This is a genomic window from Streptomyces sporangiiformans (assembly GCF_005768555.2).
Lineage (GTDB): Bacteria > Actinomycetota > Actinomycetes > Streptomycetales > Streptomycetaceae > Streptomyces > Streptomyces sporangiiformans.
This window is the reverse complement of record NZ_VCHX02000345.1, coordinates 1-13,703: the sequence shown is the minus strand read 5'-3', so window position 1 is coordinate 13,703 and position 13,703 is coordinate 1. Positions and strand designations below refer to the sequence as shown.

The following is a 13,703-nucleotide window of genomic DNA, read 5'->3' as shown; positions in this document are numbered from 1 at the left end:
GCCCGCATCGGTTCCTCACGGTGATTCCTTACGGTTGAGCCTCCCCACGGATCACCGCGAGCACGCCGTCCAGCTCATCAGCTTTCACCAAAACGTCACGAGCCTTGGAACCCTCGCTCGGACCCACGATGTTGCGGGACTCCATGAGGTCCATCAGCCGGCCGGCCTTGGCGAATCCGACGCGCAGCTTGCGCTGGAGCATCGAGGTGGACCCGAACTGCGTGGAGACGACCAGCTCGGCGGCCTGGCACAGCAGGTCGAGGTCGTCGCCGATGTCCTCGTCGATCTCCTTCTTCTGCTTGGTGCCCACCACGACGTCGTCCCGGAAGACCGGTGTCATCTGGTCCTTGCAGTGCTGGACGACGACGGCGATCTCCTCCTCGGTGACGAAGGCACCCTGCATGCGTGTGGGCTTGTTGGCCCCCATCGGCAGGAAGAGACCGTCGCCCTTGCCGATCAGCTTCTCGGCGCCCGGCTGGTCGAGGATGACGCGGCTGTCGGCGAGCGAGGAGGTGGCGAAGGCCAGGCGGGAGGGCACGTTCGCCTTGATCAGGCCGGTGACGACGTCCACCGAGGGGCGCTGCGTGGCCAGCACGAGGTGGATGCCGGCCGCGCGGGCGAGCTGGGTGATGCGTACGATCGCGTCCTCGACGTCCCGGGGCGCGACCATCATCAGGTCGGCCAGCTCGTCCACGATGACCAGCAGATACGGGTACGGCTGCAGCTCGCGCTCGCTGCCCTCGGGCAGCTTGACCTTGCCCTCGCGGACGGCTCGGTTGAAGTCGTCGATGTGGCGGTAGCCGAACGCCGCCAGGTCGTCGTAGCGCAGGTCCATCTCCCGCACCACCCACTGCAGCGCCTCCGCGGCCCGCTTCGGGTTGGTGATGATGGGCGTGATCAGGTGCGGGATGCCCTCGTACGCGGTCAGCTCGACGCGCTTGGGGTCGACGAGGACCATCCGGACGTCTTCCGGGGTCGCGCGCATCATGACCGAGGTGATCAGGCAGTTGATGCAGGACGACTTGCCGGATCCGGTGGCGCCCGCGACCAGGACGTGCGGCATCTTCGCCAGGCTGTGCATGACGTAGCCGCCCTCGACGTCCTTGCCGAACGCGACCAGCATCGGGTCGTCGTCCTCCGCGGACTCCGCGAGGCGCAGCACAGCGCCCAGGTTGACCATCTCGCGGTCGGTGTTGGGGATCTCGATGCCGACCGCGGACTTGCCGGGGATCGGGCTGATGATCCGCACGTCCGGACTGGCGACGGCGTACGCGATGTTCTTGGTGAGCGCCGTGATGCGCTCGACCTTCACGGCCGGCCCGAGCTCGACCTCGTACCGCGTGACCGTCGGGCCGCGCGTGAAGCCGGTGACGGAGGCGTCGACCTTGAACTCGGTGAAGACCGTGGTGAGCGAGTCGACTATGGCGTCGTTGGCGGCGCTGCGCGCCTTGCCGGGGCCGCCGCGCTCCAGGAGGTCGAGCGACGGCAGCGCGTACGTGACGTCGCCGGAGAGCTGGAGCTGTTCGGCGCGCGGCGGCAGCTCGCGCGGCGCGTCCGGCGCGGCCTTGGTCAGATCGGGGACCTCGGTCTTCAGCATCTCCTGCTTGGGCTTGCCGCCCTTGGCCGCCTTGGCGCCCTTGGCGCGCGCGGCGGGTACGGGCGTGGTCTCGTCGCGCCCGTCCGTGTCCTCGCGCTCGCCGCGATCGGTCCCGACGCCCTGCGTCAGATCGGCCACCAGCGCCGAGGGCGGCATCCCGTGCATGACGGCGCCGTCGAGCGCCGCCGCGGCGGCCGCCGCCACGTCGACCGCGTCCATCGGCCGGTCCAGGGCGGGCTGCTGCACCGCGGGCCGCCTGGCGCGACCGCGGCGCTTGGCGAGCGCCTCCTGCTCGGCCCCGTCCGGGTCGTACGTCTCAGGCGTGGAGCGGCGCTTGCGGGAGCGCGCGGGCAGCGCCTGGCGCCACTGGTCGTCGTAGCGCTCGTCGTCGTAACTCTCGTCGTCCTCGCTGAAGCCGTCCGCGGCCTCGTGGGACGGTGCGAGGCCGAGCTTGGCGCCGAGCAGCCGAAGTCGATGGGGAATGGCGTTGACGGGAGTCGCCGTGACCACCAGGAGGCCGAAGATCGTGAGCAGCACGAGGAGCGGCACGGCCAGGACGTCGCCCATCGTGAACCTCAGGGGCGTCGCCGCACCCCAGCCGATGAGCCCGCCGGCGTCCCTTATCGCCTGCATGCCGTCACTGCGCGCGGGCGCCCCGCAGGCGATGTGGACCTGGCCGAGCACACCGATGACGAGCGCGGACAGGCCGATGACGATGCGCCCGTTGGCGTCGGGCTTCTCGGGGTGCCGGATGAGCCGTACGGCGATGACTGCGAGCAGAATCGGTACGAGCAGGTCGAGTCGGCCGAACGCGCCGGTCACCAGCATTTCGACGAGGTCGCCGACGGGGCCGCGGAGGTTGGACCAGGTGCCGGCGGCGACAACCAGCCCCACGCCGAGCAGCAGGAGGGCGAGACCGTCCTTGCGGTGCGCCGGGTCGAGCCCCTTCGCGCCCCGCCCTATGCCGCGGAACAGAGCGCCGACGGCGTGCGCGACTCCGAGCCAGAGGGCGCGCACCAGCTTGTACACGCCCCCGGTGGGATTGGGCGCCGGCTTGGGCGCGGCTTTCTTGGCCGCGGCCTTCTTCGCGGGCGCCTTTTTCGCCGGGGCTTTCTTCGCGGGGGCCTTCTTCGCCGCAGCCTTCTTGGGAGCGGCCGCCTTCTTCGCGGGCGACTTCTTGGCTGCGGACTGACGTGGGGCCATGGGTGTGAGGTTACCGGTGGAGACCCCTGCGGACACGTGTGCCCACTGCTTCACTCATTCGTGTCGCCCCGACCGAGGCGTCAGGTTGACGCAGCCGCGTCGGGCGTAGGCGAGTTGGCGGCCGCCGGGCAACGCCATTCGGCTCAGCTCACACCGGACACGACGGCGCTGTGAGAACCCGCGGAGCATGCTGTGGCCCCGGCCTACTGGCCCACCGGCACGGCGACCGGGCGCACACCCAGCCCCGCGATCCAGCTCTGCCAACGGGCGGCGTGGCCGTGTGGCCGCGCCCGCCGGCCGCTCTCAGCCGAGCCGGGCCGACGCGGAGCACCCGTTCAGTTTTGCGAAGGCAGCGAAGCCGCCCCGTTCCCTGTCCCCGGCTCCAGCGCGTCCAGAGCCCTGCGCAGGCCGGTGAGTTTGCGCTCGAGATGAGCCGCGGTCGCCACCGCCGCCGCGTCCGCCGAGTCGTCGTCGAGCTGCTTGGAGAGCGCCTCGGCCTGCTCCTCCACGGCCGCGAGCCGCGCGGAGAGTTCGGCGAGCAGCCCGGCGGGCTCCTTGGCCTCGCCGAGCTCGGCCTTGCCGCCACCGCCGCCCTCGAGCTGGAGCCTCAGCAGAGCCGCCTGCTCCCGGAGTTGACAGTTCTTCATATAGAGCTCGACGAAGACCGAGACCTTCGCGCGCAGCACCCACGGATCGAACGGCTTGGAGATGTAGTCCACCGCACCCGCCGCGTACCCCCGGAAGGTGTGGTGGGGCCCGTGGTTGATGGCCGTGAGGAAGATGATCGGGATGTCCCGGGTCCGTTCTCGCCTCTTGATGTGCGCGGCGGTTTCGAAACCGTCCATGCCCGGCATCTGGACGTCCAGCAGAATGACCGCGAAGTCGTCCGTGAGCAGTGCTTTGAGCGCTTCCTCCCCGGACGATGCCCGAACCAGTGTCTGATCGAGCGCAGAGAGGATGGCCTCCAGCGCCAGCAGATTCTCCGGCCGGTCATCGACCAGGAGGATCTTGGCCTTCTGCACCATGGCCCGCCCTCCTCGCCCCGGCAGTGCACCGGGCGCCGCCCCAGGGGACGACTCCCTTACGCCGCCCGTCCTTGTGCCGGTCATGGTAGCCGCACCCTGCCTGTCGCCACACCCTGTCACCGCGATGTCACTGTGCACGTAGCAGAAACGTAGCGGGAGACCAGAAGGTTCCCCGAATCCCGGGTTTCTACACGGCCCCGGGCACAGTCAGTCAGCAACTCTGTGTGCCCTGCCCGATGTCGGGCTCTCGGCTCCGTCCGAAGAGGGTCCCATCCACTCACACCTCGCGCATCCACTGATCCATCACCTCGAGCAGATGATCGGGATCGACCGGCTTGGTGACGTAGTCGGAAGCGCCCGACTCGATCGCCTTCTCGCGGTCGCCCTTCATCGCCTTGGCCGTCAGCGCGATGATCGGCAGTCCGGCGAACTGGGGCATCCGACGGATCGCCGTCGTGGTCGCGTACCCGTCCATCTCGGGCATCATGATGTCCATCAGAACGACCGTCACATCATCGTGCTGCTCCAGGACTTCGATGCCCTCGCGGCCGTTCTCGGCATACAGCACCGACAGGCCGTGCTGCTCCAGGACGCTGGTGAGCGCGAACACGTTGCGGATGTCGTCGTCGACGATCAGCACCTTCTCGCCCTCGAAGTGGAAAACCCCGCGCGGCTGGGTGGACTTCTCCTGTCCGCCCATGGCCCAGGACTCCGGTGCCTGCGCCTGCTGCGCCGACAGCGCGGGTCGCGGTTCGGACGCGGTCACCGCCTTGCGGCGCCGCCTGAAGAGCGCGGCGGCCCCGTTCTGGGTCTCCCGGTACGACTTGACCTCGGCGGGCGTCTCCACGGGCCCGTCCCCGTTCGTCACGGCATCGAGGAGCTCCCTGCCCTCCATCGCCGGCGCCGCCAGCTGCGGGTAGCCCTGAGGCGGCAGTTCACTCGGGTGCAGCGGCAAATACAGCGTGAACGTCGAGCCGCGCCCCGGCTCGCTCTGAGCGTGGATCTCACCGCCCAGCAGCCGCGCGATCTCCCGCGAGATGGACAGCCCCAGTCCCGTACCGCCGTACTTGCGGCTCGTGGTTCCGTCCGCCTGCTTGAAGGCCTCGAAGATGACCCGCATCTTGCTGGCCGCGATACCGATGCCGGTGTCGGTCACGGAGAACGCGATCAGATCGGCGTCCGCGTCCCGCAGTGAGCCCGCCTCCAGGAGCTGCTCCCGGATGGCGACCGGCACCTCCGCCCCGGCAGGCCGGATGACCAGCTCGACCGCTCCGGAGTCGGTGAACTTCACCGCGTTGGAGAGCAGGTTGCGCAGCACCTGAAGGAGCCGCTGCTCGTCCGTGTGCAGCGTGGCGGGCAGCTCGGGCGACACGCGTACGGAGAAATCGAGGCCCTTCTCCGCGGTCAGCGGACGGAAAGTGGCCTCTACGTAGTCGACGAGCTGGACCAGCGCGATACGGGTCGGCGACACGTCCATCTTGCCCGCCTCGACCTTCGACAGGTCGAGGATGTCGTTGATCAGCTGGAGCAGGTCGGAGCCCGCACCGTGGATCGTCTCGGCGAACTCGACCTGCTTCGGAGTGAGGTTGGTGTCCGCGTTGTCGGCGAGCAGCTTGGCCAGGATCAGCAACGAGTTGAGCGGCGTGCGCAGCTCGTGCGACATGTTCGCGAGGAACTCGCTCTTGTAGCGCATGGAGACCGCGAGCTGTTCGGCGCGCTCCTCCAGCACCTGGCGCGCCTCCTCGATCTCGGTGTTCTTGACCTCGATGTCGCGGTTCTGCTGGGCCAGCAGCTCGGCCTTCTCCTCCAGTTCGGCGTTGGACGCCTGGAGTGCCTTCTGCCGGTTCTCCAGCTCGGCCGACCGCTCCCTCAGCTGCTCGGTCAGCTCCTGCGACTGCTTGAGCAGTACCTCGGTCTTCGTGTTGACGGCGATCGTGTTGACGCTCGTCGCGATCATCTCGGCGATCTGGTTGAGGAAGTCCTTCTGGATCTGTGTGAACGGCTGGAACGACGCCAGCTCGATCACGCCCAGAACGGTCCCCTCGAAGAGCACCGGCAGCACGATCACATGCGCCGGTGGCGCCTCCCCGAGCCCGGACGCGATCTTCAGGTACCCCGGCGGCACGTTCTCGACGAGAATCGTGCGCTTCTCCTTGCCGGCCGTCCCGATGAGCGTCTCACCGGGCCGGAACGACGTCGGCATGGACCCCATGGAGTAGCCGTAGGACCCGAGCATGCGCAGTTCGTACGAGTCGTCCTGCGCCGCGCCCAGTTCCTTGCCGTCATCCAGCGGCATCGCCAGGAAGAACGCTCCGTGCTGCGCCGAGACGACCGGAGTCAGCTCGCTCATGATGAGGGAGGCCACGTCGGCGAGGTCGCGGCGGCCCTGCATCAGTCCGGAGATCCGGGCCAGGTTGCCCTTCAGCCAGTCCTGCTCCTTGTTGGCGATGGTGGTGTCGCGCAGGTTGGCGATCATCTTGTTGATGTAGTCCTGAAGTTCCTGGATCTCGCCGGAGGCGTCCACATCGATCTTCAGGTTGAGGTCGCCACGGGTCACCGCGGTCGCCACGCGCGCGATGGCGCGTACCTGCCGGGTCAGGTTCCCGGCCATCTCGTTCACCGACTCGGTGAGGTCGCGCCAGGTGCCGTCGACGTCGCGTACGCGCGCCTGGCCGCCCAACTGCCCCTCGGTGCCCACTTCCCGGGCGACTCGGGTGACCTCTTCGGCGAAGGACGAGAGCTGGTCCACCATGGTGTTGATGGTGGTCTTGAGCTCCAGGATCTCGCCGCGCGCGTCGATGTCGATCTTCTTGGTCAGGTCGCCCTTCGCGATGGCCGTGGTGACCATCGCGATGTTCCGCACCTGGCCCGTCAGGTTCGACGCCATGCCGTTCACGGACTCCGTGAGGTCCTTCCACGTACCGGCGACACCCGGGACATGTGCCTGACCGCCGAGGATGCCGTCCGTGCCCACCTCGCGGGCCACCCGCGTGACCTGCTCGGCGAACGAACTCAGCGTCTTCACCATCGTGTTGACGGTGTCCGCGAGCTGGGCGACCTCGCCACTCGCCTCGACCGTGACCTTCTTGGTCAGGTCACCGTTGGCCACCGCCGTCGCGACCTGGGAGATGTTGCGCACCTGGTTGGTCAGGTTGGCCGCCATCACGTTGACGTTGTCGCTCAGGTCCTTCCAGATGCCCGTGACACCGGGCACCCGCGCCTGACCGCCGAGGTTGCCGTCCGTGCCCACCTCGCGGGCCACCCGGGTCACCTGCTCGGCGAAGTTCGACAGCTGGTCCACCATCGTGTTGACGGTGGTGACGAGCGCCAGGATCTCGCCCTTCGCGTCGACGGTGATCTTCTTGGACAGGTCACCGTTGGCGACCGCCGTGGTGACCTCGGCGATGTTGCGCACCTGGATGGTCAGGTTGTTCGCCATGAAGTTCACGGACTGCGTGAGGTCCTTCCAGGTGCCGGAGACACCCTGCACCTCGGCCTGACCGCCGAGGATGCCCTCCGTGCCCACCTCACGGGCCACCCGCGTGACCTGCTCGGCGAAGTTCGACAGCTGGTCCACCATCGTGTTGAGGGTGTTCTTCAGCTCCAGGATCTCGCCGCGCGCGTCCACATCGATCTTCTGCGACAGGTCACCGCGGGCCACCGCGGTCGCGACCTGGGCGATGTTGCGCACCTGCGCGGTGAGGTTGCCCGCCATGCCGTTCACGGAGTCGGTCAGGTCGCGCCACACACCGGCCACGCCGGGCACCTGCGCCTGACCGCCGAGCCGGCCGTCCGTGCCCACCTCACGCGCCACCCGGGTCACCTGCTCGGCGAAGGCGCTGAGCTGGTCGACCATGGTGTTGATGGTGTTCTTCAGTTCCAGGATCTCGCCGCGCGCGTCGACCTCGATCTTCTGCGACAGATCGCCGCGCGCCACCGCCGTCGTCACCTGGGCGATGTTGCGGACCTGGGATGTCAGGTTGCCCGCCATGAAGTTGACGGAGTCGGTGAGGTCCTTCCAGGTGCCGCTGACGCCGTCCACGCGCGCCTGCCCGCCCAGACGGCCCTCCGTCCCCACGTCACGCGCCATCCGCGTCACCTGGTCGGCGAAGGACGACAGCTGGTCCACCATCGTGTTGACGGTGTTCTTCAGCTGGAGCATCTCGCCGGAGACGTCCACGGTGACCTTCTGCGACAGGTCACCGTTGGCCACCGCCGTCGTCACCTGGGCGATGTTGCGGACCTGCCCGGTGAGGTTGCGGAACGCCGTGTTGACGGAGTCCGTCAGGTCCTTCCACGTACCGGCGGCGCCCGGCACCTGCGCCTGACCGCCCAGCTCGCCCTCGACGCCGATCTCCCGCGCCACCCGCGTGACTTCGTCACCGAAGGAGGACAACTGATCCACCATCGTGTTGACGGTGTTCTTCAGCTCCAGCATCTCGCCGGCCACATCGACGGTGACCTTCTGCGACAGATCACCGTTGGCCACCGCCGTCGTCACGGCGGCGATGTCGCGCACCTGGGTGGTGAGATTCCGGAAGACCGTGTTCACCGAATCGGTGAGGTCCTTCCACGTTCCCGCCGCACCCGGCACATTCGCCTGACCGCCGAGCCGCCCCTCGCCGCCGACCTCGTTGGCGACCCGCGTCACCTCGTCCGCGAACGTACGCAGCGTCTCGGTCATCTGGTTGATCGTCTCGGCGAGCTGCGCCATCTCACCGCGCGCCGAAACAGTCACCTTCTGCGACAGATCACCGTTGGCGACGGCCGTCGTCACCTGGGCGATCCCACGCACCTGGGCCGTCAAATTCCCGGCCATAAGATTCACCGAATCGGTGAGGTCCTTCCACACTCCTGCCACACCCGGCACCTGCGCCTGGCCGCCGAGCTCCCCCTCGGTGCCGACCTCGCGCGCGACTCGCGTCACCTCGGAGGAGAAGGAGGAGAGCTGATCCACCATCGTGTTGACGGTGTTCTTGAGCTCCAGCATCTCGCCGGCCACATGAACCGTGACCTTTCGGGACAAGTCACCCTTGGCGACCGCCGTCGTCACCAGCGCGATGTCACGCACCTGTGCGGTCAGCCGGTACGCCATCGTGTTGACGGAATCCGTGAGATCCTTCCACGAACCGGACATACCGCGCACCCGGGCCTGCCCGCCCAGCTTGCCCTCCGTGCCCACCTCACTGGCCACACGCGTGACCTCGTCGGTGAACGTGGACAGCTGGTCGACCAGGTTGTTGACCGTGCGCCCGACCTTGAGGAACTCCCCACGCAGCGGATGCCCGTTGCCGTCCGCCGCCGGCGCCCGCAGCTCCATACGCGGCGACAGGTCACCGTCGGCCACCGCGGACAGCACCCGTCCGACCTCGGAAACGGGGCGTACGAGGTCGTCGACCAGCGCGTTGGAGGCATCGATCGCCGAGGCCCAGGAACCCTCGCAGACGCCCGTCTCCAGGCGTTCGGTGAGCTTCCCCTCGCGCCCCACCATGCGCCGTACGCGCGACAACTCGCCCGTCAGATGCAGATTGCGGTCGGCCACCTCATTGAAAACCGCCGCGATCTCGGCCATCACGCCGTCACCCGACACCGTCAGGCGCTTGCGGAAGTTCCCCTCCCGCATCGACACAAGGGCCGCCATCAGCCTGTTCAGCGCCGCGGTGTCCACCGTGGTGGTTCCGTTGCGTGGTTTGCGCTGGTTACTCAGGGACTGTCCGCCTTTCGCGCGCGATTTAGTGCCCTGCGTCGCTGCGCCAGACTCCACTGTGTCCCTCCCGCAAGGGTCGACCATTACTGCTCGGCGTGCTCGGGTACTGCTGTGCGTCTTCGGACCGTCTCATGAAGCTTGCCCAGTGTTTCACCATGGCTGAACCAGGCCATAACAGTTCGGCAGCTTCGCACATCGTCCGCACACACCCTCCGGACGGAAACACGGGTGACCGGCATCCGCATGGACCGCGAAGGTAAGTAACCTTGCATACGGCTGTCCAGCCACGCCGGTCCGCCCGGCCTGGGCGGTGGCACGAGCACGAGCGGGCAGGCATCGGAGGGGCGGCCGCATGACCACCGGACTGCATCCTGGGGGACAGCCTCAAGAACCCGGGCCGACGGGGAACCGTCTTCTGCCACGGCAGGAGCAAGTCGGCCACGAAGCCTTGCACGTCGAGAACCGGACAAGGAGTTCTGTGATCACCGCGCGCGCGGCTGCCAGTTTCGACCCCGTCGGGCGGTCCGTCGCGACCGCCCGCTCCTTTGTCCGTGACACCCTCCAGGGCTGGGGCTTCGCCGATATCGTCGACGACGCCGTGGTCCTCACCAGCGAACTCGTCACCAACGCGGTGGTGCACGCGGGCACATCCGCGGACGTCCTGTGCCTGCGCAGTGACGACGGCGTGCGCATCGAGGTCGCGGACCGCTATCCGGAGCGTGAGATCCCGCTCCAGGCGGCGGCGATCAACATGGGCAGTCCCGACCGCGAGGGTGGTCGCGGCCTCCAGCTCTGCGCGGCCCTGTCCGGCCGCTGGGGCGTCGAGTACACGCCCACCCACAAGCAGGTCTGGTTCCAACTCGACCTGCCCGAACGCGCGGTGGGGACGCGCACCGCCGGTCCCTCGCTGCCCGCCGACCTCCTGCCCCTCGCCGACGGCCGCGTACGCGTCGCCGTCGTCCAGATCGACCGAGCCGGCGCCATCTCCGCCTGGAGCGAGGACGCGGAAGAACTCTTCGGGTACCCGGCCGACCAGGTCATCGGCAAACCACTGACCGACCTCGCGGCCTGGCCGCACACCCCCGGCACCAGTACCGGCATCGCCGATGCCCTCCAACTCTCGCGCTGGGAGGGCAGTTACGGCATCCGCGGCGCCAACGGCCGCGTGACGCCCGTCTACGCCTCGCATCTGCGCGTCCGCGACACCGACGGCGATCCTTCCACGGTCTGCCTTCTCGTACGAGATCACGAACGCGCCGTCCTTCAGACTCCCCTGCGCGTACCCGCCCCGGACACGGCGAACCACTCTGAAGGGGGCCAGCCCACCGACCCCTTCGAGGTCTTCATCGGCTCCCCGGCACCGGACGACCTCGACGGCCTTCTCCAGCGCACCGTGGAGCGCGCCCGCGACATGCTCGACGGCGACTCCGCCTTCCTGCTGCTGGCCACCGACGACGAGACCGAGTTGGAGGTGCGCGCCTCCACCGGGCTTCCCTCCGCCCGCCAGCGCTTCGCACGCGTCCCCGTCGAGGCGGGCCCCGGCCGCTACGGCTCGGCACGGATGCCGGCCGTCCACGACGACCTCACGGCCGTTCCTGGCGCCGTACCGCTGCTGAGCGGCACGGGCATGCGATCGGTCGTCACGGTCCCGCTGAAGGTCGAGGGCCGCCTCACCGGCTCGCTCGGCGTCGCGGCCGAGGCCCCCACGCGGTACTCCAACGAGGAAGCGCTGCGTCTGCAGTTCGCCGCCGACCGCATCGCGCTCGCCGTCGAATCGGCCCGCCTGGGCGAGCTGGAGCGCCTGCGCCGCGGATCGTTGTCCTTCCTCGTCGAGGCCTCGGACCTCCTCGCGGGCACCCTGGACCGCGATCAGACACTGGCCCTGATGGCACAGATGACGGTCCCGACCCTGGCCACTTGGTGTGCCGTCTACACGATCGCCGACCAGGCCTCGGACCCGTATCTCTCGTACGTTCTGCATGAGGACGAGGAGCGCATCGACGGACTCAAGGCCCTGTTGTCGAAGATCGCCCCACCGGACCCCGTACCGACTCCGGGCGCCCGAATCTGGTCGGCGCCGGCGGAGGCCGCCCATCAGGCGGCCTTGAGGACCTCCATGCGCAACCTGGGCCTGGGCGAACCCGCGACGGTGAGTTCGGGCATCGGAACGACGCTGGAGACGGCCTCGGCGGTCGGCGGCGAGACGGTCGTACTCCCCCTGGTGGCCCGCAACCGCGTCATCGGCATGCTGACGCTCGGCAAACCGTCGGACGAACACTTCCGTCAGGAGATCCTGGAACTCGCCGAGGACCTCTCCCGAAGGGCCGCCCTGGCCCTGGACAACGCCCGCCTGTACTCGGAGCGCATGGCCATCAGCCAGTCCCTCCAGCGCAGCCTCCTGCCTCCCGAACTCCCCGACATCGAGGGCGTGGAGGTCGAGGTCATCTACCGCGCGGCGGGCGAGGGCAACGAGGTCGGCGGCGACTTCTACGACCTCTTCCCCATCCGCGACGGCGCGTACGGCTTCGCCATCGGCGACGTGTGCGGTACGGGCCCGGAGGCGGCGGCGGTCACAGGACTGGCCCGCCACGCCCTCCGTCTCCTCGCCCGCGAGGGCTTCGGCGGTCCGGCCGTACTGGAGCGCCTCAACTCCGCGATCCTCGACGAGGGGGCCCGCAGCCGCTTTCTGACGCTGCTGTACGGCGAGTTGTGGCCCCAGGAGGACGGCAGCGCCGTGCTGAAGGTCGTCTGCGCCGGCCACCCGCTCCCGCTGCGCCTGCGCCAGGACGGCACCGTCGAACCGGCCGCCGAACCACAGCCCCTCCTCGGCGTCATGGACGACCTCGAGTTGTACGAGCAGACGGTGACGCTCGATCCCGGAGACGTCCTCCTCTGCGTGACGGACGGCGTCACCGAACGCCGCGAGGGCACAAGGATGTTGGGCGACGACGGCCTCACGGACGTCCTCACCACCTGCACGGGTCTGACGGCCGGCGCGGTCGCCGCCCGCATCATGCGCGCGGTCGAGCGCTTCGCGTCCGATGCGCCGTCCGACGACATGGCCATCCTGGCCATGCGCGTTCCGGGCCTCCACAAGGACTGAGGCACCGCAGTTCCGGAGCACGCAAAAGGCCTCCGCCCATTGGGGCGGAGGCCTTTCCTGTCAGAGCCCCCAAACGGAATCGAACCGTTGACCTTCTCCTTACCATGGAGACGCTCTGCCGACTGAGCTATAGGGGCCTGTTGCGCCTTCGGGTTTCCCCGCCGCAACGACATAGATCATACCCCGAACGGCTGAGTGCTCCCAACCGCGTTCGCCTAGAAAGCGGGCTGCAGCAGCCCACCGAGGGCATTGCACGCGGACACGATCCGATGCATCTCACGCTTCGTCAAAGACGCGTCCACAGGCAGCGTCAGCGTCTCGTCGGCTGCTCGCTCGGTCTCCGGCAGATACACGTCCCGTCGGAACCCTGGCATACGGTGCACCGGTGTCTTCACCGGCACCCGGCAGTCGACTCTTCTGGCCCGTACGGCCCGTGCGAAGGCGTCCCGGTCCGGCCGCCCGTTGCCCGGCACACGCACGACGTACTGCTGGTACGTGTGCCCCTTGCCGCGCTCCGGCGTCCGCACCCCGCTCAAACGCCCGTCGAGATATGCCGCGTGCGCCCTTCGCTGCTCGATCTCGTCGTACGGTGCCTCGGACTCCGCCTGCTCCAGCACCAGCAGACCGTGCCGCTGCACTACGTCCCGCAGCCGCGGGACGTCAGCGGGCCGTCCGAAGCGGTGTACGGCGACGACGGCCACTGTCCGCGGGCCGACGACGGCGTCGACCGCTGCGGCGTCGAGGCAGTACGTCGTCGGATCTATGTCGGCGAACACCGGCATCGCACCGGTCTGGCTCACGGCCTCAGCGACCTCGACGTTCCCGAACGCCGGCACGATGACCTCGTCACCTACGCCGACGCCCGCTGCCCTGAGCATTCCCACAGTCCCCATGCTGCAGATGCTTCGTGCGCAACGTGAACTTCAAGTGACGCACAACAAAAAAGAGCTGGTCGCCGAACCGAAGTTCGGGGACCAGCTCTTTGAAAGATTGTTCGGCGGCGTCCTACTCTCCCACAGGGTCCCCCCTGCAGTACCATCGGCGCTGAAAGGCTTAGCTTCCGGGTTC

5 protein-coding genes, 1 tRNA gene and 1 rRNA gene are annotated in these 13,703 nt (G+C 68.5%); 1 reads left to right on the top strand and 6 read right to left on the bottom strand.

What is annotated here, in order from left to right; genetic code table 11:
* Positions 1-28 precede the first annotated feature (28 nt).
* The 3 genes from FGD71_RS44455 to FGD71_RS44445 all read right to left on the bottom strand — a co-directional run bounded on the left by FGD71_RS44455 (position 29) and on the right by FGD71_RS44445 (position 9,589).
* The gene (locus FGD71_RS44455) at positions 29-2,800 is read right to left on the bottom strand and encodes a DNA translocase FtsK (protein WP_420878404.1); all 2,772 of its coding nucleotides are present in this window, start codon (positions 2,798-2,800) and stop codon (positions 29-31) included.
* 335 nt (positions 2,801-3,135) lie between these two features.
* The gene (locus tag FGD71_RS44450) at positions 3,136-3,825 is read right to left on the bottom strand and encodes a response regulator (RefSeq protein ID WP_119106302.1); all 690 of its coding nucleotides are present in this window, start codon (positions 3,823-3,825) and stop codon (positions 3,136-3,138) included.
* Between the two features lie 277 nt (positions 3,826-4,102).
* Positions 4,103-9,589 (bottom strand): HAMP domain-containing protein, encoded by a 5,487-nt coding sequence (locus FGD71_RS44445; protein WP_119106301.1) that lies wholly within the window; start codon positions 9,587-9,589, stop codon positions 4,103-4,105.
* Between the two features lie 295 nt (positions 9,590-9,884).
* Between FGD71_RS44445 and FGD71_RS44435 the strand changes: the two genes are divergently transcribed.
* The gene (locus FGD71_RS44435; RefSeq protein ID WP_119106300.1) at positions 9,885-12,635 is read left to right on the top strand and encodes a SpoIIE family protein phosphatase; all 2,751 of its coding nucleotides are present in this window, start codon (positions 9,885-9,887) and stop codon (positions 12,633-12,635) included.
* Between the two features lie 64 nt (positions 12,636-12,699).
* Here FGD71_RS44435 and FGD71_RS44430 read toward each other — a convergent pair.
* From FGD71_RS44430 to rrf, 3 genes are all read right to left on the bottom strand, one after another.
* Positions 12,700-12,772 (bottom strand) — tRNA-Thr (locus FGD71_RS44430).
* A 78-nt stretch (positions 12,773-12,850) separates the two neighbouring features.
* Complete coding sequence (locus FGD71_RS44425; RefSeq protein WP_119106299.1) at positions 12,851-13,513, bottom strand: DegT/DnrJ/EryC1/StrS family aminotransferase; 663 nt, start codon at positions 13,511-13,513, stop codon at positions 12,851-12,853.
* Between the two features lie 114 nt (positions 13,514-13,627).
* Positions 13,628-13,703, bottom strand: a 5S ribosomal RNA gene (gene rrf / locus FGD71_RS44420); the annotation flags it as partial.

What these genes read in the sequence shown, in the direction of transcription:
- FGD71_RS44425 (WP_119106299.1), bottom strand. Translation starts at nt 13,513, where the DNA reads ATGCTCAGGGCAGCGGGCGTCGGCGTAGGTGACGAGGTCATCGTGCCG.
- FGD71_RS44435 (WP_119106300.1), top strand. Translation starts at nt 9,885, where the DNA reads ATGACCACCGGACTGCATCCTGGGGGACAGCCTCAAGAACCCGGGCCG.
- FGD71_RS44450 (WP_119106302.1), bottom strand. Translation starts at nt 3,825, where the DNA reads ATGGTGCAGAAGGCCAAGATCCTCCTGGTCGATGACCGGCCGGAGAAT.
- FGD71_RS44455 (WP_420878404.1), bottom strand. Translation starts at nt 2,800, where the DNA reads ATGGCCCCACGTCAGTCCGCAGCCAAGAAGTCGCCCGCGAAGAAGGCG.